Source organism: Streptomyces sp. WM6378, assembly GCF_001279695.1.
Classification (GTDB): Bacteria; Actinomycetota; Actinomycetes; order Streptomycetales; family Streptomycetaceae; genus Streptomyces.
This window is the reverse complement of sequence record NZ_LGDD01000309.1, coordinates 1-20,266: the sequence shown is the minus strand read 5'-3', so window position 1 is coordinate 20,266 and position 20,266 is coordinate 1. Positions and strand designations below refer to the sequence as shown.

Sequence of the window (20,266 nt, the reverse complement as noted above, 5' to 3'; positions counted from 1 at the left end):
GGGGGATTCTCCTCAGGTGCGTCGGGCGGGTGGGACTCGTACTGAGCCGTACGAGAGGTTGGAGCAGGGGTCGTCGTCGGCGGAGCGGGCGCCCCCGGCGATACCGGAGGGCACCGCACTCGGTGCGGTTGATGCCGTCGAGGTGGGGTCGGTGGCGTAGACCTTGCCCAGGATGATCTTGACTCTGGGCTTGGCCGTAGCGGTGACTTCCGCGCCGGGGAAGATTTGGGCGGCCTTCTCGGCCTGGTCCTTCTCGCCGGGCCCGTACTCGATCACGGTCTTGCTCTGGGTGCGGACCGTGGCGGTGCCGGTGCTGGTGACGGTGAAGCCGTGCTGCTTGAGGGCGTCGGCGGCGCGGGCGGCCAGGCCGGTGACGGTGGTGCCGTTGTACACGGCGACGGAGATGCCCGTGCCGGACACCGATTCCGTGGCGCTGGGTGACGGGGACGAGTCACTGGCCTGCTCGTCGTGGTGGTTGCCCGCGTCCTGGCCGTCGAGGGTGCGGTCGGCCTTCAGCGCGGCCCACAGGGCTTCGGTGTCCGGGTGGACGATGGCGACACGGGCGCCCTGGTAGCGCCATGGGAGGGTGACGAACTTGGTGTTGTGCAGGTCGATGTTCTTCATCGACATGGCGAAGGAGATGAGCTTCTGGGCGGAGCCGAGCCCGGGGTCCACGGTCAGCGACTCGGTGGCGGCGTTGGCGAGCGGGAGCAGGCTGGTGGGAGTCAGGCCGTCGCTCTTCACCTTTTTCAGCAGGGAGGCCACGAAGGCTTGCTGGCGTTTGATGCGGCCCATGTCGGAGCCGTCGCCGATGCCGTGGCGGATGCGCACGTAGTCCAGGGCCTTCTGGCCGGAGACGGTCTGCGGACCCTTCGCGAAGATCTGGGCACCGCGGGTGGGGCGGTTGGGGTTGAGGTCTTTTTGGTAGAGGTCCTGGGGCAGACAGACCTGGACGCCGCCGACGGCCTCGGTCATCTTCGCGAAGCCCTTGAAGTCGACGACCACGGTGTGGTCGACGCGCAGGCCGGTCAGCTTCTCGACGGTGTTCTGGGTGCAGGCGGGGTTGCCCTTGGGGGTTTGCCCCACGGAGTAGGCCGCGTTGAACATGGTGTTGGCCTGGGGCTTGGTCCAATTGCCGTCGGGGAGTTTGCACGGCGGGATGTCGACCAGAGTGTCGCGGGGGATGGAGACCGCGACGGCGTGCTTCTGGTCGGCATAGGCGTGCAGCAGGAGGGCGGTGTCGGAGCGACCGATGTCACTCTTGTCGCCGCCACCGAGGTCGCTGTTCCCTCCGGTCCGTGCGTCCGTGCCGATGACCAGCACGTTCGACCCGTTCGCGGAGGCGGGCGGCCGGTTGTTGGAAATTCCGTCCGCACCGAAGGTCTCGATGTTGCCGTCGAGCTGAAGGTAGATCCAGCCAGCGCCGGCCGTCAGCAGCACGAGCAGCGAGACCGCGACCCAGATCCCGACCTTCGTCTTGCTGCGCTTGCGCCGCCGGCTCGCCTCCAGCGCCCGGCCACCACCACGACGCCGACTCGACGCCTTACGACTGCCTGCCACTCGCGCGCCCCTTGTCCGTACGGCTCACCAAAGAAGGGGCCGATTCAACCCACCCCACAGTTGTACAGTTGCGCAATGTAGCAATCTTTCCCGTGGGCGCATCCCGTCGAGGTGTCCTGGTTCGACGGGGGGAAGCGGGGGCGGAATGTTCCGCAACGGGCTGGAGCCATGGCATCTGCTGATCCTGGCGATTGTGATCATCCTGCTGTTCGGCTCGTAGAAACCGCCGATACGGCCCGGGCGTTGGGCAAGTCGCTGCGCATCCTCAAGAGCGAGACGAAGGCGATGAAGCAGGAGGGTGCCCAAGCGGCGGCCTCGGCGGATTCTCCCCCGGTCGCGCAGCCGGAGGCGCCTGACTGGACGATCCAGACCGCTCCCGGCGATGCGGCCTCGGCCCGCACCGTCCAGCAGCACGTCGACGGCAGCTGACGGGCCAAGGCTCAGGGGCTGGCCGCATCGAAGCCGTAGCGCACCGGCTGATCACCGCCGGTGCGTCGCCGCGTGTCCCGCCGGTAGATGAACAGCGCCTGGACGCTCACGTTCTCCGCCTGCGGCTCCACCGCACAGGGGTACGTCACCTGGAGCACCCCGGGCTGGCCGGCGATCCGCATGCGCAGCCCGTGCGCCGGCCCGCCGTCGAGCTCAGCCGATTCCCAGCCCGCCGTGTCGTCCGCATCCATGGCAACACTTTAGAGGTTGCGCAACTCGATAATGATAGTGAGGCCGCTCACGCAACGTCCGCCGGCGCCCACGGCGGCATGTGCGCAGGTCTCGCCTGCTTCAGCACACAACGGGGGGAGAACGCATGCACGAAACGTGCACCGGGAACACGCGCAGCGGGTGGTGTGACCACCTCGGAGAAGAGGACCTGCCCGCCTTCGAGGAGGTCCTCCAGCAAGCCCTGGAGCCAGCCGAGATCCAGCAGGCGCTACGCGCCATGGGCCGGATGATCACCGCCGGAGATCTGCGCGCACTGACCTGGGAGGCCAGGGAGAGCGTCGCCGCAACGGCAGCCGCCGCATATCACGGAGTGCTGCGGCTGCGCCGCACCAACGTGTCAGCCCGCGCCTCCGACCAACTGCCCGCCGTGCTGGCCGTGCTCGTACCTGCGCTGGCAGGGATCGCCGCAGTCGTCTTCCTACTCGTCGGCTATGGCCTGCATTTGGCGAGCAGCCATCCTCAACTGGCCGGAGAACGCCAGGCCATGGGATGGATCTGCGCGGGCGTCACAGGTCTCGGCCTCCTGGCCGACCTGATCTGGCTGATGATCACAGCGATACGCAACCGCCCGGCGGCTGGCCCCGGAACTGCCCCGCGTGTCGACCCGGACGCCGACGACTCGTTGAAGGTCTGGCGGCAGGCACAGCACTGGCGGCGGGCTCTGCTGGTGCGAGGGATCCTGCCCTTCCTGCGCGCGCGTAGAAGAGACCCGGAACACCGATACCACCACCCGCTGACCACACGTCAGCGGCAGCAGCCCATCTCGCACGCTGCACAACACAGGGAACTCCCGGACCTTCCGCAGGATCCCGGCCGGGTCGGCGTCCATCATCATCCGCACGGCGCGGCGTCGAATTCGTGGGCGCGTACAGGTGGCATCGCCTCGACGCCGAAGTGCCAGGTGTAGGAGCGGAACAGCCAGGACCAGCCGACCAGCTCACCGGGACCGGAACTCTCAATCACCGCGGGCGGTGCGGCCGGATGTGAAAACCGTCGTGGCGCGAATCATCGCGGGTTCAAATCGCACACCCACCGCTGGCAGAAACGGTCCTTGACCAGGTGACACGGTCAAGGACCGTACTGCTGCTCGGTGCCCGTCGGTGATTTCCCGTACTTCCCCGCCCGAACGGGCACGCGAGGGGTGCAGCACTCCTCCTGGCCGTGGTCGGGCCCGTTGGACAGAACGCCCACACTTCGGCCCGTTCGACAGCGACCGACAGGCCGCCGCCCCGCCTTCGCGGAGCGGCGGCCCAGGGCCGGGCGCAGTGGTCAGTTGTCCGGGTGCCATTCGCGGGCGAGGATCGCGTAGATGACCTCGTCGGTCCACTCGCCCTTGACGAACTCGTTCTCCACCAGGTGCGCCTCGCGCCGCATGCCCAGCTTCTCCAGGACGCGCATCGAGGCGGCGTTGCGGCCGTCGAGGCGGCCGACGATCCGGTGCAGGTCGAGCTTCTCGAAGCCCAGTTGGATGAGGGGCCGGGTCGCCTCGGCGGCGTACCCCCGGCCTCGATGGTCGGGGTGCAGGACATAGCCGATCTCGCCCTGACGGTGGGTTCGGCTCGTCCAGTGCAGGTTGACGTCGCCGATGAGGGTGCCGGAGTCGCGCAGGGCTACCGCGAGGAGCAGGGTGTCGCCCTCGTCCTCCAGCGTGGTGAAGGTGATCCGCTCGACGAGCTTGGCCCGCACCTCGTCACGGGTGCGCGGCGAGGAGTACAGGTAGCGGTTGACGTCCTCCCGGCGCTGGATGTCGTACAGCGCGTCGAGGTCGTCCTCGACGAACGGACGCAGCACGAGGTGTGCGGTGGTGATCGGGTGGCCCAGGCTGATCATTCGGTTACTCCATGACCGTTGCGGTGATCGAGGCGGATTCCTCTGGGGCTGGGGTGAACGAGCGACCACCGACCGCGGTGGTGAGGGCGGCCAGCGCCCCGAAGCCGACCACGAAGGCGAAGGCAAGCCGACTGCCCCCCAGATCGGCGAGCGTACCCGCGACGGCGTTTCCGGCGGACATGCCAAGGGTGAGCGCGCTCCCGACGACGGCGAAGCCCTCGGCGAGCGCCTCGCGCGGCACGATCGAACCGACCACCGTGCTGCCGGTGATGAGGACCGGCGAGATGCCCACGCCGGACAGGATGACGAACCCGTACATGGCCGCCATCGAGTCGACGAACACCAGTGGCACCATCGTCAGGCACAACACCACATTGGTGGCCAGGAGTTGGCGGACCACCGGCAGCTTCCAGTTCACCAGGCCGAAGGCGAATCCGGCGATCATGCTGCCCACGATCATCAGCGCGAGCAGCAGGCCGGCCCTCCCCGATTCGCCGTGTTTGTCGGCGAAGTTGAGGACGGCCACGTCGGCCGTGCCGAGCAGGGTTCCGGTGGCGAGGTAGCCGAACGTCAGGAGCGGCATCCCGCGCATCCGGATCACGCCGATCCGCGGCAGGTCCGCGTCCGGGTGGATCTTCGGCTCCGATCGCCGCAGCGTCGCCATGACCAGCGAGCCGCCCACGGTGAGGGCGATCGCGCCGATCAGGCCGGCGCTCGGGAAGATGTCGACCGCGAGCCAGACCACCAGGAGCGGGCCGACGATGTACACGACGTCGTCGAGCACCGCTTCCAGGGCGTACGCAGTCTGCATGCGCTTGCCCTCGTTGAGCACGGCGTTCCACCGGGCTCGCACCAGCGACCCCAGCGGCAGCGCGGAGGCCCCCGCCAGGATCGCGATGGGGAAGTACGTCCAGGAGGGCATCCCCGACTCGGCTGCCAGGACGATGCCGAGGATTCCGCAGGTGTGGACGAGCGTCGACCAGAGGATGACCGGCCGCTGGCCGCGGCGGTCGGCGAGCCGGGCGAGGAGCGGCGCGGTCAAGGCGTTCGACAGACCGAACGTCCCGGCAACCGCGCCGCCCAGCGTGTAGGAACCGGTGAGCGCCTCGACCATCAACAGACAGCCGAGCGTCCGCATGGACATGGGTATCCGACCGATGAATCCGGCGGCCACGAAGGCCGCGGCACCGGGCACGGTCATCAGGTCGCGATACGAGCGCATGAGCACAATCTCCTTATCGGGCCCGGCAGCAGCCGTTGTGCGCCCACTCCGGCTCGTGCCAGTAGTGGTCGTCGCGGTGGAGCGCGGTGGGGGCGTCGGCACGGACCTTCACGCCGGGGCCGGCGATGCCCTTCGCCGCGGAACTCCGGAAAGGGGCGAGGATTTCGGGGACGGTCCGGATGTGACCGCCGACCAGCACGGTCCTCACGGCGGCCGCCGCGCGGATGTCGTGCAGGGGGTCGCCCTCGACGAAGACGAGGTCGGCGAGCTTCCCGGGGGCGATGGAGCCGACCTTGTCGTCGATGCCGAGGCACTTGGCCGCGTTACCGGTCGCCGTGGTCAGGGCGTCGCGGGGCGTGAAGCCGTACTTCACCATCGCCCGCAGGTTCTGGTGGAGGCTGATGCCGACGTCGTCCAGGGCGGCATCGGTCCCGGCGACTACGAGCCCGCCGGCCCGGTGCACCCGCAGCAGCATGTCGGCGTCGCCCATGGTCCATGCGTGGTTGACGTCGGACCCGGGACCGCCGTCGGCGTCCGCGGCCTTCTGCAGGAGTCGCTGGTACTCCCAGTCGGGATAGAGCACCTTGGTCCGGTCGTCGTCGAGCAGCGAGCGGTCCCCTACGAACAGCTCACTGGCGAAGATGGTCGTCGTCGAGATCCACATGCCGCTCGCGGCCAGGATCGCGACGGAGTCCGACGCGGTGCGTCCACCGGCGTAGCTCAACGTCCGGGAATAGCCCAGGCGGTTGCCGCCGCCGGTGTGCTCCATGCCGTCAAGTCCCGTGTGGGCAGCGGGATACAGGTAGTGGGACGTCACCGGGATGCCCCGGTCGTGCGCCCAGGACACCACGCGCTGCTCGAACGACACCGGCAGCCGCATGTAGGACTTGACGAGGTCGTAGTCGAGGCCGCGCGCCCGGTCCAGCTCCCGTTCGAGTTGCTCGGGCGTGAACACCGGGCGCATGAAGTTGTAGTACGCGCGGGTGCCGTCGAGCGTCTCACCGGTGCCCAGGTACCGCGGGCCGACGCGGGAGCCGCTTGCCAGGGCCTCCCTCGTCTCGACCATCTGGTAAGCGGGGTCGCCGGGGGAGCGGCTGGTGGTGATGCCGTACGACAGCCAGAGCCGCCCGGCGCGGTCGCCCCACTGGCGGCCCCGGATGTGCCAGTGGTTGTGCGTGTCGATCAGGCCGGGCATGACGGTCAGCCCGGACGCGTCGATCACCCGGCCGCCGGGTCTGGCGCCGCGGGGCAGGATCGCCGCGATCTTGCCGTCCTCGATCACCAGGTCGACGTCACGGCGCAGCTCCGTGCTGCTGCCGTCCCAGATCGCCCCGGCGCGGACCACGACCCGCTCGGGGCGGTCGGCCGCGCGCCAGGTCAGGTTGACCGGGATCGTGCGGGGGTGCCCGCCGTCGATGGAGACCGTGCGCAGGGCCCCGTTGCAGAGGTAGAGGACGGTCCGGCCGTCCGCGCTCACTGAGATCGAGTCGGTGACCTCGTCGGTGAGCCTGCTCGGCGCGCCGGTGATGTGGCCGGTCGCGTCGACCGGCACCCGCCACGCCAGGCTCTCCATCGCGAAGACGAAGTACTTCCCGTCGCCCGTCCACACGGGGCCGTCGTCGCCCCGGGTGGCGATGGACCGGTCGGTCGCCACGGCCTCGTACCGGATCTCGTTGCCGCGCAGGTCGACGGTGAGGACCTGGTTGTGACCCGCGAGGGAGCGCTGGGAGTACGGTCGGATCGCGGCGAGCGACAGGCGGGTGGAGTCGGGGGACCAACTTGGCCTGCCCGGCTGGTACATGGCGGGCAAGACCTTGGTGGCGGCCTTGGCCGCGAGGTCGAAGACCCAGGTCGCGCCGCTCTCGTCCTGGTACGCGATTTTTGCGCCGTCCGGCGACCAGCGGGGCGTGAGCTGGGCGTTGGGCAGGTCGGTGAGCCGCTCGGAGCGGCCGGTGACGATGTCGAAGCGCCAGAGGTTGGCGGTGCCCGCCCGGTCGCTGACGTAGACGAGCGAGCGGCCGTCCGGCGACCAGTCGGGGTCGGTGTTGAAGTAGCCGTCCGACACGATCTTTTGGGGCCGGCCGCCGATCGTCAGCAGCCACAGGGCGTTGAGCGCGCGGAAGACGATCCGGCCGCCGTCCGGCGAGAGGACCGGGCCTGCGATCCCCTTGACGTCGAAGGGGCCCACGGCGGTGAGGTCCCTGACCTTGCGGCGGTAGTTCCGGCGTGCCAGTGGCACGACCGCGGTGAACGCGATGTCCCGTACGCTGCCTCCGAGTTGACGGCGGCGGATCTTCCCGTCGGACGTGTAGAGGAGCTCCGTGGCGGACAGCCAGCCCGGCGCGAACGGCGACACGTCCTCGTCCCCGCTCACCACGGTGTTGCCGACGACGAGTTCGCCGCGGGGTCCGGTCACCCGCATGTAGCTGAGCGTCTTGCCGTCCCGGCCGATCTGCGGGCCGTAGAACGTCGCGTCGCCTTCGGCGGTGACCAGTTGTTCGCGGTGGCCGGAGGCGACGTCGACGGCCTCGATGATGGAGAAGTCGACGACGTAGACCACGCGGGAGCCGTCCGGTGACCAGGACGGCGTGGTGTAGGCGTGGCCCTCGTCCACGAGCGCGCGGATCTTCCCGGTGGCCAGCTCCAGGAGGCGGATCCGGCTGCGCTGGTCCTGGTCCGAGGCGTAGACGACGTACTTGCCGTCGGGTGAGAACCGGGGCTCCAGGTCGTAGCCGGGGCCGCTGGTCAGCCGGCGCAGACCGGAGCCGTCCGCGTCGATCCGCCACAGGTTGTAGACGCCGTCGCGGAACGACTGGAAGACCAGGCTCTTTCCGTCGGGTGACCAGTCCGGCTGGGTGGAGTCCTGTACGTCGTCGGTGAGCCGGCGCGCCTGCCCGCCGTCCGCGGGCATCAGCCAGATCGAGTTGAGGGAGTCCATGGCGATGGTGCGGCCGTCGGGCGACATCACCGCACGGAGGTTGGAGCCCTCGTGCACAGCCACCGACCGTGCGGTCTCGTCCGTGACCTGGGCGGCCTCCGCCTGACCTGCCCTGCCCACCAGCGAGGGGGCGAGCCAGAGGGCTTCGGCCGCTACCGCCAGTCCGCCGCTGTAACGCAGCAGCTCGCGACGTCGGATCTGGTTCGGTTCACTATCGCGTGCGGACACCAAGACCTCGATCTTTCAATGTCGTGAACGGGAAGGAACGGTAAGAAACAGGAAGAACGAGAGAGGGCGTGCGGGAAGGACGACAGGACGCGGGGCGGCTTTCGCCGCCCCGCGGACCGTGGTGGATCAGGCCTCGGCGCGACTGGCCTCGTAGTAGTCCTGGAGCATCTTGACCAGACTCGGGTGGATCCTGGACGCGGCGAGCAGCTCGGGCGGCGGTGTGAACTGTGGGTCGAAGTCCTCCGCCCACTTCTGGTACGACGGGCGCATGTTGTACTCGACGATGACCGGCCAGTCGACCGTGACCTGCCAGTTGTACTCCCAACCGGTGGCCAGCATGTGGGTCACCGCCTGATTCACCGCCTCCTCGCGGCTCATCGGCTGGATCGGCGCCCGTACCGGCCGGAAACGGTCGATGTCCAGCTCCGGCTTCTCACCGAGGATCCGGCCGGCTATCTCCTTGGCGAGCAGCGGGGACAGGTGCAGACCGTCGCGGTAGGTGCCGGTCATCATCCACAGGCCGGCCAGGCCCTCCGTCTCGCCGAGCAGCGGGAAGGCGTCCAGGGACACCGGCCGGTTGCCGACCTGCAGCTTGGCGAGACCGCTGTTCCACAGTCCGGTACGGACCTGGCGGTGAGCACAGTCGAGGAGGAACTGGACGTCCCGCAGGACGGGGGTGTCCATCGGCTCCGGTGAGATGATGTTGGTCGCGCCCACATACACCTGGCCGTCGCCGCGCGGCACGATGTGCAGACCGCAGGCGAACGCCCGGTTCGGGGTGCGGATGACGCTGCGCGGCACGGTGTTGTCGTCGGTCTGGATCAGCGCCGACACGCCGTATCCGCTGACCAGGCGGGGCACCCGGCGGGCGATGTCGGGCACCGTGTCGAGGAGGTCTTGGGACCGGACGCCCGCCGCGAGCACGACGTCCTTGGCGCAGAGGGTGCCCCCGGACTCCAGGACCACGCCGTCGATCTTGCCTTTGCTGTATTCGAGGCGCACGGCGTGCTCGGCGATGAGCACCCCGCCGGTGCTCAGGTAGGCCGCCTGGAGCTGGTCGAGGAGCCGGTGGGAGTCCACGGCGTGCTCGCCCGGGATGAAGAACGCCTTCAGTGAACGCTGGCTCGCATGGGCCTCCATCCACTCGATGTCGGCCGGGTCGATGTCCTCGTAGGGCTCGTCATAGCGGTCCAACTCGGCGCGGATGGCCTCGTAGTTGCCCTCGTCGATGCCCGGGTGGCCCACCGTGTTCAGGTGGACGACCGTTCCGTCGGCGGTCTGGACGTTGGGTTGGCCGGTCTCCTCGGCGAGCTGCTGCGACCACTCGGGCCACATCTTCCGGGCCTGGATGTCCATCTCCAGCTTGGACCGGCCGTGTTCGCTGGCCACGAGGGTGGTGGTGACCTCGCCGAAGCAGCCGTTCATCGCGCCGGCCGCGGTCGACGCCGCCCACGGGCGGTGCGGCTGTCCGAGGAGGGCGACCCGGATCTTGCGGCGGGCCAGTGTGAGTGCCAGCGAGAGGCCGAGTGCCCCGTTGCCGACAACGATGACGTCGTACGAGTGCCTGTCTTCCTGAGTGATCGTCACGGTAGTGCTGTCTCCTCATGGATGGGAAAGCAAGGTGCGGGATCAGGAACGAGTGCGTCGGCGGATGTGACGATAGGTCAGTCCTGGGTGGGGGTCAGCGCCAGAGCTTCGGCTGCGGTCTCCAGGTGCTCGCGCTCGTGCAGGGCGGACAGGGCGAGGCGTACCAGCCCGGTGCCCTTGGCCACCGTCGGGAAGAATGCGGGCAGGACGAGCACTCCGGCCGCCCGCAGTCGCCTGGCAGCGGCGAACCCCGCCTCCTCGGTGGGGTAGTGCGCGCCCCGAACCGGCGAGCGCAGACCGGCGTTGACCAATTGCCCGCCGGTGAGCGCGTCGAGTACGTCGGCGTTGTGCCACAGCCGCTGCTGCAGCGCCGCCACCTCGCCGCTGAGGTGCAGCCGGGCGGCGGCGACATCGGCGGCCAGCATCGGCAGCATGATCGAGTGGCCGAATACCAGGGGGTTGGCGAACTTGCGCAGCACGCGTACATCGGCGTCGCCGGGAACCAGCGCGAAACCGCCCGCCCCGCCGAACCCCTTGGACAGCGAACCCGCGATGACCACGTTCGGCGGCAGCTGGTCGCCGAACTCCTCGAAGGCGTAACCGCCCCCCAGCGGGCCCGCGATGGAGATGCCGTGCGCGTCGTCGACGTACAGATGGCCGCCGTACGGTTCGAGGGCCGCGCGCAGACCGACCACGTCGATCAGACCGCCCATTGAGCCGACGCCGTCGACCAGCACGATCGGGGTGCGCCCGGCCGCACCGCAGTCCCGAAGGATGCCGGCCAGCGCCTCCTGATCGGCGAGGTCGAAGCGGTGCAGGGGGCCGATCTGCTCCAGGATGCCCCGGATGACCTGCATGGAGGCATGGGCCGTGCGGTCCACGATGAACGTCACGCCGCCGGGCGAGACCGGATAGCTGGGCAGCGCACCGGACCCGAGCAGTGGCAGCAGCCCCAGGTGGACGTTGCCCACTGAGGTGAAGGCGACGGCCTTGTTGCCCTGATACACGGTCGAGAGGAGCTCTTCCAGCTCACCGAGGTACACCGGGCGCATCCGGTTCCGGGACGACGACAGGTGCGCGCCGTACCGTCGCAGCGCCTCGGTGGCGGCGCCGACCAGGGCTGGGTGCTCCTCCAGGCCGAGGTAGGAGCAGGAGACGAACTCCACCGACTCCGAGCCGTCCTGCAGGCGGACGCGCTTGCCCGTCCGCTCGGTGACGACGTGGCCGGTCAGGCCCTCGTCGAAGGCGCGGTCCATCGAGTCGGAGGTCTTGCTGATCCGGGACTCGACCCAGTTCGCCGGGTTCGACTCCTTCTCTGCCAGGGGCATCGTTCCTCTCCCGTCTCCCGGGGGATTGTGCGAGGTGGGCGAACTCGCGGCGGAACGTGTGGTGTTCATCTCCGCGAAGGCGTGGGCGCAGACGGCGGCGTAGTGCTCGCCGTGGGAGCCGAGGAACCCCCGGCACTCGTCGAGCAGAGTGGCGAAGTCCGCCACGCCCCCGATGTGGTCGGCGATCCGTCGCAGCCCCCCAGCAAGTGCCTCGCGGGCGGCAGGCGCCTCCGGGTTGGCGGCCTGTACGTCCCAGTACACCTCCGGGGAACCGGCGGTGATCCGGGCGAGCAGCGCGAGCAGCATGGCGGCCGGCGGCGGTGCGATGGCGCGCAACTCCTTGATGTCCACGTCCAGTTGGGACATCGCGAGGCCGAAGCCGAGGACGGCCGCGTGGGTGAGCGCCTGCGACGCGGCCGCGAGCCGGTCGTGGTCGTGCTCGTCGACCAGGACCACTCGGCCGCCCCAGCCCTCGATGAGTCGCAGCAACTCCAGGCCGCGCGGGCCCTCGTTGACGACGAGGGTGGCGACCGGGCGGCCTTCGATGCCGAGCGAGGGCGCGAACATCGGGTTGAGACTGACCACTTCGAGCGCACTGGCCGACTCGCGCACCTGCTTGATCAGTGGGGTCTTGACCGACAGGGTGTCCACGAGCAGCGTGCCGGGCCGGAGCAGCCCGGTCAAGGGCTTGATCGCCGACAGCGCGGCCTGTTCGGGGACGGCCAGGAACACCGTGTCCGCACGGCTCAGCTCACGGGCGAACTCCGCGTCGATGTCGGTGACATCGCCCTGCAGGAACGCGGGGAGCGCGGAGGAGTTGGGCGAGGCGGGCGTGCGGTCGACCACCAGGACGTCGGCGCCCGAGCGCGTGAGCAGCCGGGCGAACATCGCGCCCACCGCTCCGGCCCCAACGACGATGCACCGGCCCAGGGAAAGGGCGTTCATCGGCTCAACTCCGCGTGCTCGACGGCAGTTTGGACGGCGGACTCGGACGCGCTCGCGGCCGCCGCCGCGAGCATGGCCCGCGACTTGACGACTGTCTCCGCGTACTCCTCCTCCAGGTCGGACAGTGCGACGATGGCGCCCCCGACCCCGAAGGTGGTCCGCCCGTTCGCCGACACCAGTGTGCGGATGACGATGCTCAGATCGGCCGCCCCGCTGAGCGAGAACCAGCCGAGCGCCCCCGAGTAGACCCCGCGCGGCCCGCCCTCCAGCCGGTCGATGATCTCCATGGTGCGCAGCTTGGGCGCCCCCGTCATCGAACCGCCCGGAAACGCCGCCCGCACGCATGACACCGCGGACTCCGACGGGCGAAGCCTGCCCCGGATCGTCGACACCAACTGGTGCACCGGGGCGTACGTCTCCACGTCGAAGAGCACGGGCACGTGCACACTGCCGACGTCGCACACCACATTGAGGTCGTTGCGGACCAGGTCCACGATCATGAGGTTCTCGGCCCGGTCCTTCTCGTGGCCGAACAGGTCGGCTCGCAGCCCCTCGTCCTCGCTCGGTGTCGCACCGCGCGGCCGCGTCCCCTTGATCGGCTTGGACTCGGCGACCCGGTCGGCGCCGATGGACAGGAATCGCTCGGGCGAGGCGCTCAGCACCGCGAGGTCCCGGAAGTCGAGCAGCGCCCCGTACGGCACCGGGCTGATCCGGCGCAGATGGGTGTAGGTGCGCAGTGGGTCGATCGCGCCGGCCGCACCGACCATGTTGGTCAGGCAGATCTCGTACGATTCCCCGTCACGGATCTCGCCCAGGCACTGGGAGATGAGCTTGAGGTACGCCTCCTTGTCGTGCCGCGGACGGGCCTCGCGCTGGTCGGGCTCGGCGGTGAGCACGGTGGGCGGCGCCTCCCGGGACGCCTCCCGTGACGGTAGCGCGCACAGCCGGTCCGCCGTGTCGGCCAACCAGGACTCGGCCTCTGCCTCGCCGGTGCCCGCTTCCTCGCCGTCGCTGAGGGAGAGCAGATAGGTGGTCCGCTCCAGGTGGTCGAGGACCACGAGCCGGTCGACGAACAGCATGGCCGCGTCGGGGGTAGGCGACCGGTGGGCCGCCTGGCCGCCGGTCTCCGCCTTCAACTCGTAACCGAGATAACCGACATAGCCCAGGTTGAAGTCGAACGGCAGCCCCTCGGGCGTCGGCACCGCACGCTGCCGCAACCGCTCGTCGAGGTAGTCGAAGAACTGCTGCCGGATCTGCTGGGTCCGGCCGTCGGCGCGCAGCACGGTGACCGTGCGGTCCGCGACGTCATAGGTGACGTACTCGGCCAGCGGCCCGTCGGCTGCCCCGAGGAACGAGAACCGGGACAGCCCGTCGAGCACGGCACTGCTGTCGAGCCAGAAGCTGAGCCCGGAGTCCGCGAACAGTTCCCGGTAGACCGCGTCGGCGCCGGGCAGGTGGGGCACCTGGCGGACGTGCACCCGAAGTGGGCTGTCACCGGTTTGAGTCGGCGTCCGGGTCCCCTCTGCCGCGGCACGTGGGACGCCGGCAGCGCGCGTTGCGCGTCTGCGGGGCCAACTGCTGGCCAAGTCACGGAAGTTGGCGAGAAGTTCCCTGCCGTACTCGCTGCCGATGGACTCGGGGTGGAACTGCACCCCCCAGATGGGCTCGGACCGGTGCCGCAGCGCCATGACGATGCCGTCCGGGGTCCACGCGATGGTCTCGAGGTCTTCGGGCATCTCGGTCACCGCGAGCGAGTGGTAGCGCACCACCGAGAACGGTGAGGGCAGGCCCTTGAGAATGTCCACGTCGGTGTGGATGACCGGTGAGACCCTGCCGTGCATCGGCTGCGGCGCGTGCTCCACGGCTCCGCCGAACAGATGGCTGATGCCCTGGTGGCCGAGGCAGACGCCGAGCGTGGGCAGACCGCTGGACCGGATGGCCGCCGCGCTCACACCGAAGTCCCGTTCCCGGTCGGGCCGGCCGGGGCCCGGAGACACGACCAAAGCGTCGAATTGGTCGAAGTCGATGTCTTGGACGTTCACGTCGTTGCGCACGACGGTCGGCGGACGGCCGTTCACTTCGCCGAGGTATTGGTAGAGGTTGTAGGTGAATGAATCGTAGTTGTCTATCAGGAGTGTACGCATCCCAGACTTCCCCCGTAGTAAGGCTCATTCTGGACTACTGCCGCCGCCCGTCGTCGGAGAGGCGATGGGACCCGCTATCACCAGGTCCTCCACGCGGCAGGTCTCATCGATGATCACTTCGTAGAGGCGGCGAAGGAAATCGCGATCGACATGGTGGGCCGCGCCGTATTCTGCCGCCCTTTGCTGCACGACCCCGATGCGATGGGGCTGCATCATGGGGACGTCATTCTCGCGCTTGTAGTCCGCTATGCGCATACAGCATTCGATGCGCCGCCTGATGATGTCAAGAAGTTGTTCATCGATGCGGTCGAGTTCTCCACGTAGCACTTCGAGTGGGTCCGAATTGCCGACGGGCATGTCACATCCTCTGGTAGAGAACCGGGACTTTGTTCCGTTCGGTCTGTGCGAACTTCTCCAGGCCCGTCCGCTCCACTGTGAATTCGACACACCGCGGACCGGTGATGACCTGGTGGATGTGATGGGCTTCGTGCAGTGACTGGGCGACGGCCGCCGTGGTGATTCCTATCGGCGTCCGGGGCGAGAGCAGCAACCGCACTCTGTAGTGGGGGAATTCCCAGAGCACCTGAAATTGGCAGTCGGCCGGGTCCAGGACTCCCAACGCGGCCAGCCGCTCCATGAGTTGGTCGGACGATACCTTCCAGGTGTCTACGATCAGCGTCTGGCCGGTCCGGCCCAGCAGCGTCAGCCGCTGCGCCTGGCTGCCGCACGCGCATCCCGGCGGGTCCAGCCGGCCGCGGTCGCCGATCCAGTAGCGGAACAGGGCCATTCCGGTGGTCGCGAGTGGAGTGACGACCACCGCCCCGGGACGGCCCGCGGGCACGGGTTCACCGGTGCTTTCGTCGATGATCTCCACCACGACCGCGTCCTCGTGCACATGGTGTTCCGTCGCGGAGAGATGGGCGCACTGGTATCCGATCGGACCGGTCTCGGTCGTCGAGTACGCGAAGGAACGGACCGTCAGTTCCGGGGCCACGGCGGCGATCGCGTCCCTGCGCACCTGTCCGACCGGCTCGCCCATGTAGAGGAGTCGCCTCAGGTGCGGAACCGTCGCCACGGTCTCGGTCGTCACGAGTTCGGCGCCGTGAGACGGGGACGAGACGATCGTGTCAATTCCGTGCTCGCGCACCAGTTCGGCTATTTGCGCCATGGTGGGCTTGCTGCCGAGCGGGAAGGCGAGTGCGGGCACCAGCTGGAGAACGTCCTGCACGAAGGTGAAGGCGCCGCCCAGTTCCGCCGGGTGCATGCAGTTCGCCGCCCGGCGGGGCAGCTGGGGCGCGGTGGCGTGTATGCCCCTGGCGCCGAGCCGGTTCACCTGTCGGGTGAACTCCCAGGAGTGGTAGAGGACTTTGTTGAGGCCCGAGGTTCCGCTGGAGCGGATCACCAGGCCCGAATCCCCACCGTCGATGAGGAATTCGTCCGAGCCGGGCGGACAGCCCGTGGCGAGGTCCTGCGGCGTCAATATCGGTAACCGGGCCAGCTCGGAGAGGTGGGTCACCTGGTCGAGCGCCGGCCAGCGCCGGTTCACCGAGGGGCTGTTGCGCGCCGCTGCGACCATGGCCCGAAGATTGTTGTCCCGCAGTCGCTCCAGATCTGATCTGCTGAAGGTATTGAGGTTATCGGCGAGCCTTATCGCGTGATCGCCGACAACGTTGTTCGAGCGTGCGTGTGTCTCGGTTGTCATAATGCGCGGGCCGATATCCCTTCTGGTAGGTGCACGACGGTTTCGCATGGGGCGCATACGGCCTACAGCCTTGTGCGCTCGGCCTTGAGATCGATATTTCAACGCGGTGCACAGTGCGGGTATCACGGCCGGAGGCCGGCTATCGACGCAGTTATCCACGGATGTGATGCGGAGATCGACACGGTCAAACGGATCGTGATATTCCACAACCGTCACCATCCCCGCTGCCGCCGCAGCATTGCATGGCGCACGGCTGGTGGCAAGGGCTTTCCGGTTCGTCCGAAATTTATTGTCGGCATTCCGGTTTGGTGGTACTTCGCAGGGATTCGCCGGGGTGTAGACAAGCCAAGTTGCTTATTTGCCATGATCGTGGTGGCTGGTTGTCGCCGTGTCCGTTCCGTATGGGGAGTGGGCTGGCTATCCTGGCCACTATCTGACGCAGCGCGTTTCGGGGGACCCTGGGGGAAGGGGTGGCGCTTCGCTTCACGTGGCTCCGTGGCCACGCCTCTGTGATCGACTTTCCAAGAGAGCCGCCGTCGACCGAGTGCCGACGGCGCTGCTGCCACGCCGATTGAATCGACGCCGGCCGGGTGCCGGAAACTGAGGGCGCGCGTTCCTTTAGCGCGCCTCGATACAAGGGCGCCGCGTGATCTGACCGCGACGCCCCGGTGTGCTGCTTATGGACGTCAATCGACGAATTAGGTGCCTATGAAAAGTACCGTGCGTTCCGATGAGGTGTTCGGCCTGGTGGAACCGCCGCCGGACCCGGCTCCGGAGGCGGTGTCGCTGCCCGCCGAGTTGCGGCGTCGGCTACGCGAAGCGTTGGCCCGCCCCGCCGCCCATCAACCGGATTGGCCTGATCCGGCCCAGCTGTCGCAGGCGCGGACGGTGTTGGAGAGCGCGCTCCCCATCGCCGTACCCGCTGAAGTGGACCAATTGCGCGAGCGCTTGGCCGAGGTGGCGCTCGGCCGGGCATTCATGCTGCAGGCCGGCGACTGCGCGGAGACCTTCGCCGGGAACACCGAAACCCATCTGCGGTCCACGATCCGGACCGTGCTGCAGATGGCGGTGGTGCTGACCTATGGAGCGAGCCTGCCCGTGGTGAAGGTGGGACGGATCGCCGGACAGTACGCCAAGCCCCGCTCCTCGGCGACTGATGCGCAGGGCTTACCGTCCTACCGGGGCGACATGGTCAACTCCGCCGTGCCCACCTCGGAGGCCCGCACTCCGGACCCATCACGCATGGTCCGGGCCTACGCCAACGCCGGTGCGACGATGAACCTGGTGCGGGCCCTGAACACGGCAGGCATGGCTGACCTGCACCAACTCCACGAGTGGAACAAGGACTTCGTGCGGGACTCGCCGGCCGGCCGGAAGTACGAGGCGGTGGCTGCCGAGATCGACCGGGGGCTGCGCTTCATGTCCGCCTGCCGCGCCGACGACGCCCGGGTGCGGGGCACGGAGATCTTCGCCAGCCACGAGGCGCTGCTCATGGACTACGAACGGTCGATGCTCCGGCTGGACACCAGCCGGGGGCCCCAACTCTACGACGTATCAGCGCACTTCCTCTGGATCGGAGAGCGCACCCGGCAGCTGGACGGAGCCCACATCGCGCTGGCCGAGCTGATCGCGAACCCGATAGGGGTGAAGCTCGGGCCGAATGTCACCCCCGAGCTGGCGGCCGAGTACGTGGAGCGCCTGGACCCGCACGGGGTGCCGGGCAGGCTGACGCTGATCGCCCGGATGGGCAGCGAACGGGTCCGCGACGTGCTGTCCACGGTGGTGGAGAAGGTGACCGCGAGCGGCCATCACGTGATCTGGCAATGCGACCCGATGCACGGCAACACCCACACCTCGACCAGCGGCTACAAGACCCGGCACTTCGACCGGATCGTGGACGAGGTGCGCGGCTTCTTCGAAGTTCACCAGCACCTGGGGACCCACCCCGGCGGCATCCATGTCGAGCTGACTGGGCAAGACGTCACGGAGTGCCTCGGCGGCGGGCAGGAGATCGGCGACACCGACCTCCCCGGACGCTATGAGACCGCCTGCGACCCCCGGCTGAACGCCCAGCAGTCCCTCGAACTGGCCTTCCTGGTAGCCGAGATGTTCCGCCCGGCGAAGGACGGCGGGACCAGCCGTTGAGGGCCTCCTACGCGTCACGCCTTGTCCAGGACATGATGCACTGCGGCCTGGACGGCGGGCCAGGCCGCGGAACCGGGCCTGACGACGTCGACGTGGCTCGCGCCCGGCACCTCGATGAGCGTGCCCCCGGCCGCGGCCTGGTAGCTGCGGGAAACGGACACCGGCACCATCTCGTCCAGCTCGCCGTGCACGAGGAAGACCGGGATCCCCAACTCGCCGAGGCCGGCCGGGTCAGCGGCCGCGTACCGTTCGGGCACGTCCTCCGGGCCGCCCCCGAGGAAGTGGGCCACCGCACCTTCGCCAAGGTTCAATCGATGCGATTCGGCCATGTCCGCCACAGCGGCCAGTGCGACGACCCCGGCCACCTTGGCGGGATTCGCACTCCAACCGGGCGTCCCCGGGGCGAGGCGGTGGCGAAGCGCCGCCCACAGCCCGAGCTGTCCGCCGGCCGAATGCCCGACGTACACCACCCTGTCGAGGTCGACCCGGCCCGGATGCTCGCGCTCGAAGAGAGCGGGGAGCACGTCGAGAGCCTGGGCGACATCGGTGAACGTCGTAGGCCAGCCGCCGCCCGCGCCGGTCCGCCGGTACTCCACATTGGCTACGGCGATGTTGTCCCCGGTGAGTGAGTCGATCGCCTTCGTGAGGTAGTGGCGGTCGTACTGGTCGCGCCAGAAGCCGCCGTGCAGCAGCACCACCAGGGGCACGGGTCCGGTCGCCCCCGCCGGGACGGCGAGGTCGGCGACCTGATCGCCTTCGGGACCGTAGCTCACCGTGGAGCGGTCGTTCACCGTGGCGCACCTCGCGATGTAATGGGGAACGTGAGGCCGCCTACGATCCCGGCCCGGCGCGCGGACTTCAATACCGCGTTCCAGCCGTACGCGCCGGATCCGGCCAGTGCTTCGAGGACGTCGCCGCTCAAGGGGGCAGCGCCGACGGCCTGGCCGAGCTGGATGGTGGCGTTGGCCAGCCCTGAGGCGGATCCGGCGTGTTCGTGGGGGAATGCCGGAGAGGATCAGGGCCGGTGAGCGGGCGATGATCATCCCCATGCCCAGACACGGAGCCCGGGACCGGCTGGAGCTGGCCGCCGGTGCCGCCGCCGAGCTCGGCCTGGAGGTCTGGTTCTCGCCCTATCCGCTGGAGCTGGATCCGGAGCAGATCCTCACGCGCTTCCGTGACTGCGCCGAGCGAGCGGAACGGCTCCGGCAGCAGGGGGCCACAGTCGTGTTCGTCGCGGGGGCCGAGCTGAGCGTGATGAACCGCGGGTTCCTGCCCGGAGAGAGCCCCGAGGAGCGGGTCGAGCAGCTGATGAGCCAACCCGAGCGGTGCGCCGAAGCGATGCGCGAGCTCGGCGTGCGCATCAACGCATTCCTCCGCGACGCCACGGCCACGGTCCGCGAGCGCTTCCAGGGCAAACTCGCCTACGCATCCATCCAGTTCGAGCAGGTCGACTGGACTCCCTTTTCGCGGTCGTGACGCCGTGGTCCACCAGGTCGCAGGCGGCGTGTACCCGGGTCAGGTTGTGGTCGATCACGGCCTGGGAGTCCTGGGGCAGAGCCGGCGGTGGAAGGGGGCGTTGCTCCCACGCGGGCGGAGCTAGCGTTGAGTGGCAGTGCGCCTGCCGTGCCCGCGTTGCCGTCCGAGGAGAGCTGCCTGCTCGGACTTGAGTCGTGGGAAGTTCTCGCGGGCGTAGGCGCGTATCGCGGTTGCCGGGAACGCGTGGGGCGGATGCTCGATGGTCGGGTCCCCGCGTTCCCATTTCGCGGCGGGCAGTTCGTGCCAGGCCGCGTGCGCGTAGACCTCCAACAGGACGGGTGCCATCTCGGCCTCGTCCATCAGGTCCGCTCTGGTGTTGACGAGGTCGCGGATGGCGCGGTGGGTGGGCAGGAAGACGGTGGTGATCCACAGCCGCCACTC

General features: G+C 68.9%; 12 protein-coding genes and 4 pseudogenes. 3 read left to right on the top strand and 13 right to left on the bottom strand.

Going from position 1 to position 20,266, the window contains the following annotated elements:
• Positions 1-12: 12 nt before the first annotated feature.
• Positions 13-1,560 carry an LCP family protein gene (locus ADK54_RS29910; RefSeq protein WP_053728871.1) on the bottom strand — a complete coding sequence of 516 codons (1,548 nt, stop codon included), beginning with the start codon at positions 1,558-1,560 and terminating at the stop codon, positions 13-15.
• Between the two features lie 145 nt (positions 1,561-1,705).
• On the opposite strand from ADK54_RS29910, the pseudogene tatA reads away from it, so the two are divergent.
• Positions 1,706-1,989: pseudogene (tatA, locus tag ADK54_RS29905) on the top strand (Sec-independent protein translocase subunit TatA).
• Between the two features lie 11 nt (positions 1,990-2,000).
• On the opposite strand, the gene ADK54_RS29900 reads toward tatA, so the two are convergent.
• From ADK54_RS29900 to ADK54_RS29855, 10 genes and pseudogenes are all read right to left on the bottom strand, one after another.
• Positions 2,001-2,240: a hypothetical protein gene (locus ADK54_RS29900; RefSeq protein ID WP_053728870.1), complete on the bottom strand. Its 240-nt coding sequence runs from the start codon at positions 2,238-2,240 to the stop codon at positions 2,001-2,003.
• Between the two features lie 851 nt (positions 2,241-3,091).
• Positions 3,092-3,261, bottom strand: a pseudogene (locus ADK54_RS47775) (regulator); the annotation flags it as partial.
• A gap of 288 nt (positions 3,262-3,549) precedes the next feature.
• Positions 3,550-4,110, bottom strand: a complete 561-nt coding sequence (locus ADK54_RS29890; protein WP_053728868.1) for a GNAT family N-acetyltransferase — start codon at positions 4,108-4,110, stop codon at positions 3,550-3,552.
• Between the two features lie 4 nt (positions 4,111-4,114).
• The gene (locus tag ADK54_RS29885; protein WP_053728867.1) at positions 4,115-5,332 is read right to left on the bottom strand and encodes an MFS transporter; all 1,218 of its coding nucleotides are present in this window, start codon (positions 5,330-5,332) and stop codon (positions 4,115-4,117) included.
• 13 nt (positions 5,333-5,345) lie between these two features.
• Complete coding sequence (locus ADK54_RS29880) at positions 5,346-8,498, bottom strand: amidohydrolase family protein (protein ID WP_063802080.1); 3,153 nt, start codon at positions 8,496-8,498, stop codon at positions 5,346-5,348.
• A gap of 126 nt (positions 8,499-8,624) precedes the next feature.
• Positions 8,625-10,085 (bottom strand): NAD(P)/FAD-dependent oxidoreductase, encoded by a 1,461-nt coding sequence (locus ADK54_RS29875; RefSeq protein WP_199827058.1) that lies wholly within the window; start codon positions 10,083-10,085, stop codon positions 8,625-8,627.
• A 77-nt stretch (positions 10,086-10,162) separates the two neighbouring features.
• Complete coding sequence (locus ADK54_RS46895; RefSeq protein WP_078966739.1) at positions 10,163-12,358, bottom strand: aminotransferase class I/II-fold pyridoxal phosphate-dependent enzyme; 2,196 nt, start codon at positions 12,356-12,358, stop codon at positions 10,163-10,165.
• Positions 12,355-14,502, bottom strand: coding sequence for an aminodeoxychorismate synthase component I (gene pabB / locus ADK54_RS29865; RefSeq protein ID WP_053728866.1), 2,148 nt, complete (start codon positions 14,500-14,502; stop codon positions 12,355-12,357). The genes ADK54_RS46895 and pabB overlap by 4 nt, the downstream gene beginning before the upstream one ends.
• A gap of 24 nt (positions 14,503-14,526) precedes the next feature.
• Positions 14,527-14,859, bottom strand: coding sequence for a chorismate mutase family protein (locus tag ADK54_RS29860; RefSeq protein WP_053728865.1), 333 nt, complete (start codon positions 14,857-14,859; stop codon positions 14,527-14,529).
• A gap of 1 nt (position 14,860) precedes the next feature.
• A complete protein-coding gene (locus ADK54_RS29855; protein ID WP_053728864.1) occupies positions 14,861-16,078 on the bottom strand; it encodes a phenylacetate--CoA ligase family protein in 1,218 nt (405 codons plus the stop codon).
• Between the two features lie 924 nt (positions 16,079-17,002).
• Between ADK54_RS29855 and ADK54_RS29850 the strand changes: the two genes are divergently transcribed.
• A complete protein-coding gene (locus ADK54_RS29850; protein ID WP_267887052.1) occupies positions 17,003-18,349 on the top strand; it encodes a class II 3-deoxy-7-phosphoheptulonate synthase in 1,347 nt (448 codons plus the stop codon).
• A gap of 14 nt (positions 18,350-18,363) precedes the next feature.
• Here ADK54_RS29850 and ADK54_RS29845 read toward each other — a convergent pair whose 3' ends face one another.
• The gene (locus tag ADK54_RS29845; protein WP_053728862.1) at positions 18,364-19,140 is read right to left on the bottom strand and encodes an alpha/beta hydrolase family protein; all 777 of its coding nucleotides are present in this window, start codon (positions 19,138-19,140) and stop codon (positions 18,364-18,366) included.
• Between the two features lie 268 nt (positions 19,141-19,408).
• Between ADK54_RS29845 and ADK54_RS29840 the strand changes: the two are divergent.
• Positions 19,409-19,813 (top strand): annotated as a pseudogene (locus ADK54_RS29840) (hypothetical protein); the annotation flags it as partial.
• A gap of 132 nt (positions 19,814-19,945) precedes the next feature.
• On the opposite strand, the pseudogene ADK54_RS29835 reads toward ADK54_RS29840, so the two are convergent.
• Positions 19,946-20,266: pseudogene (locus ADK54_RS29835) on the bottom strand (hypothetical protein); the annotation flags it as partial.

Bases quoted from the DNA above. Each gene is read 5' to 3' on its own strand.
- ADK54_RS29885 (WP_053728867.1), bottom strand. From the start codon at position 5,332: ATGCGCTCGTATCGCGACCTGATGACCGTGCCCGGTGCCGCGGCCTTC.
- ADK54_RS46895 (WP_078966739.1), bottom strand. From the start codon at position 12,358: ATGAACGCCCTTTCCCTGGGCCGGTGCATCGTCGTTGGGGCCGGAGCG.
- pabB (WP_053728866.1), bottom strand. From the start codon at position 14,502: ATGCGTACACTCCTGATAGACAACTACGATTCATTCACCTACAACCTC.
- ADK54_RS29890 (WP_053728868.1), bottom strand. From the start codon at position 4,110: ATGATCAGCCTGGGCCACCCGATCACCACCGCACACCTCGTGCTGCGT.
- ADK54_RS29855 (WP_053728864.1), bottom strand. From the start codon at position 16,078: ATGGTCGCAGCGGCGCGCAACAGCCCCTCGGTGAACCGGCGCTGGCCG.
- ADK54_RS29900 (WP_053728870.1), bottom strand. From the start codon at position 2,240: ATGGATGCGGACGACACGGCGGGCTGGGAATCGGCTGAGCTCGACGGC.
- ADK54_RS29860 (WP_053728865.1), bottom strand. From the start codon at position 14,859: ATGCCCGTCGGCAATTCGGACCCACTCGAAGTGCTACGTGGAGAACTC.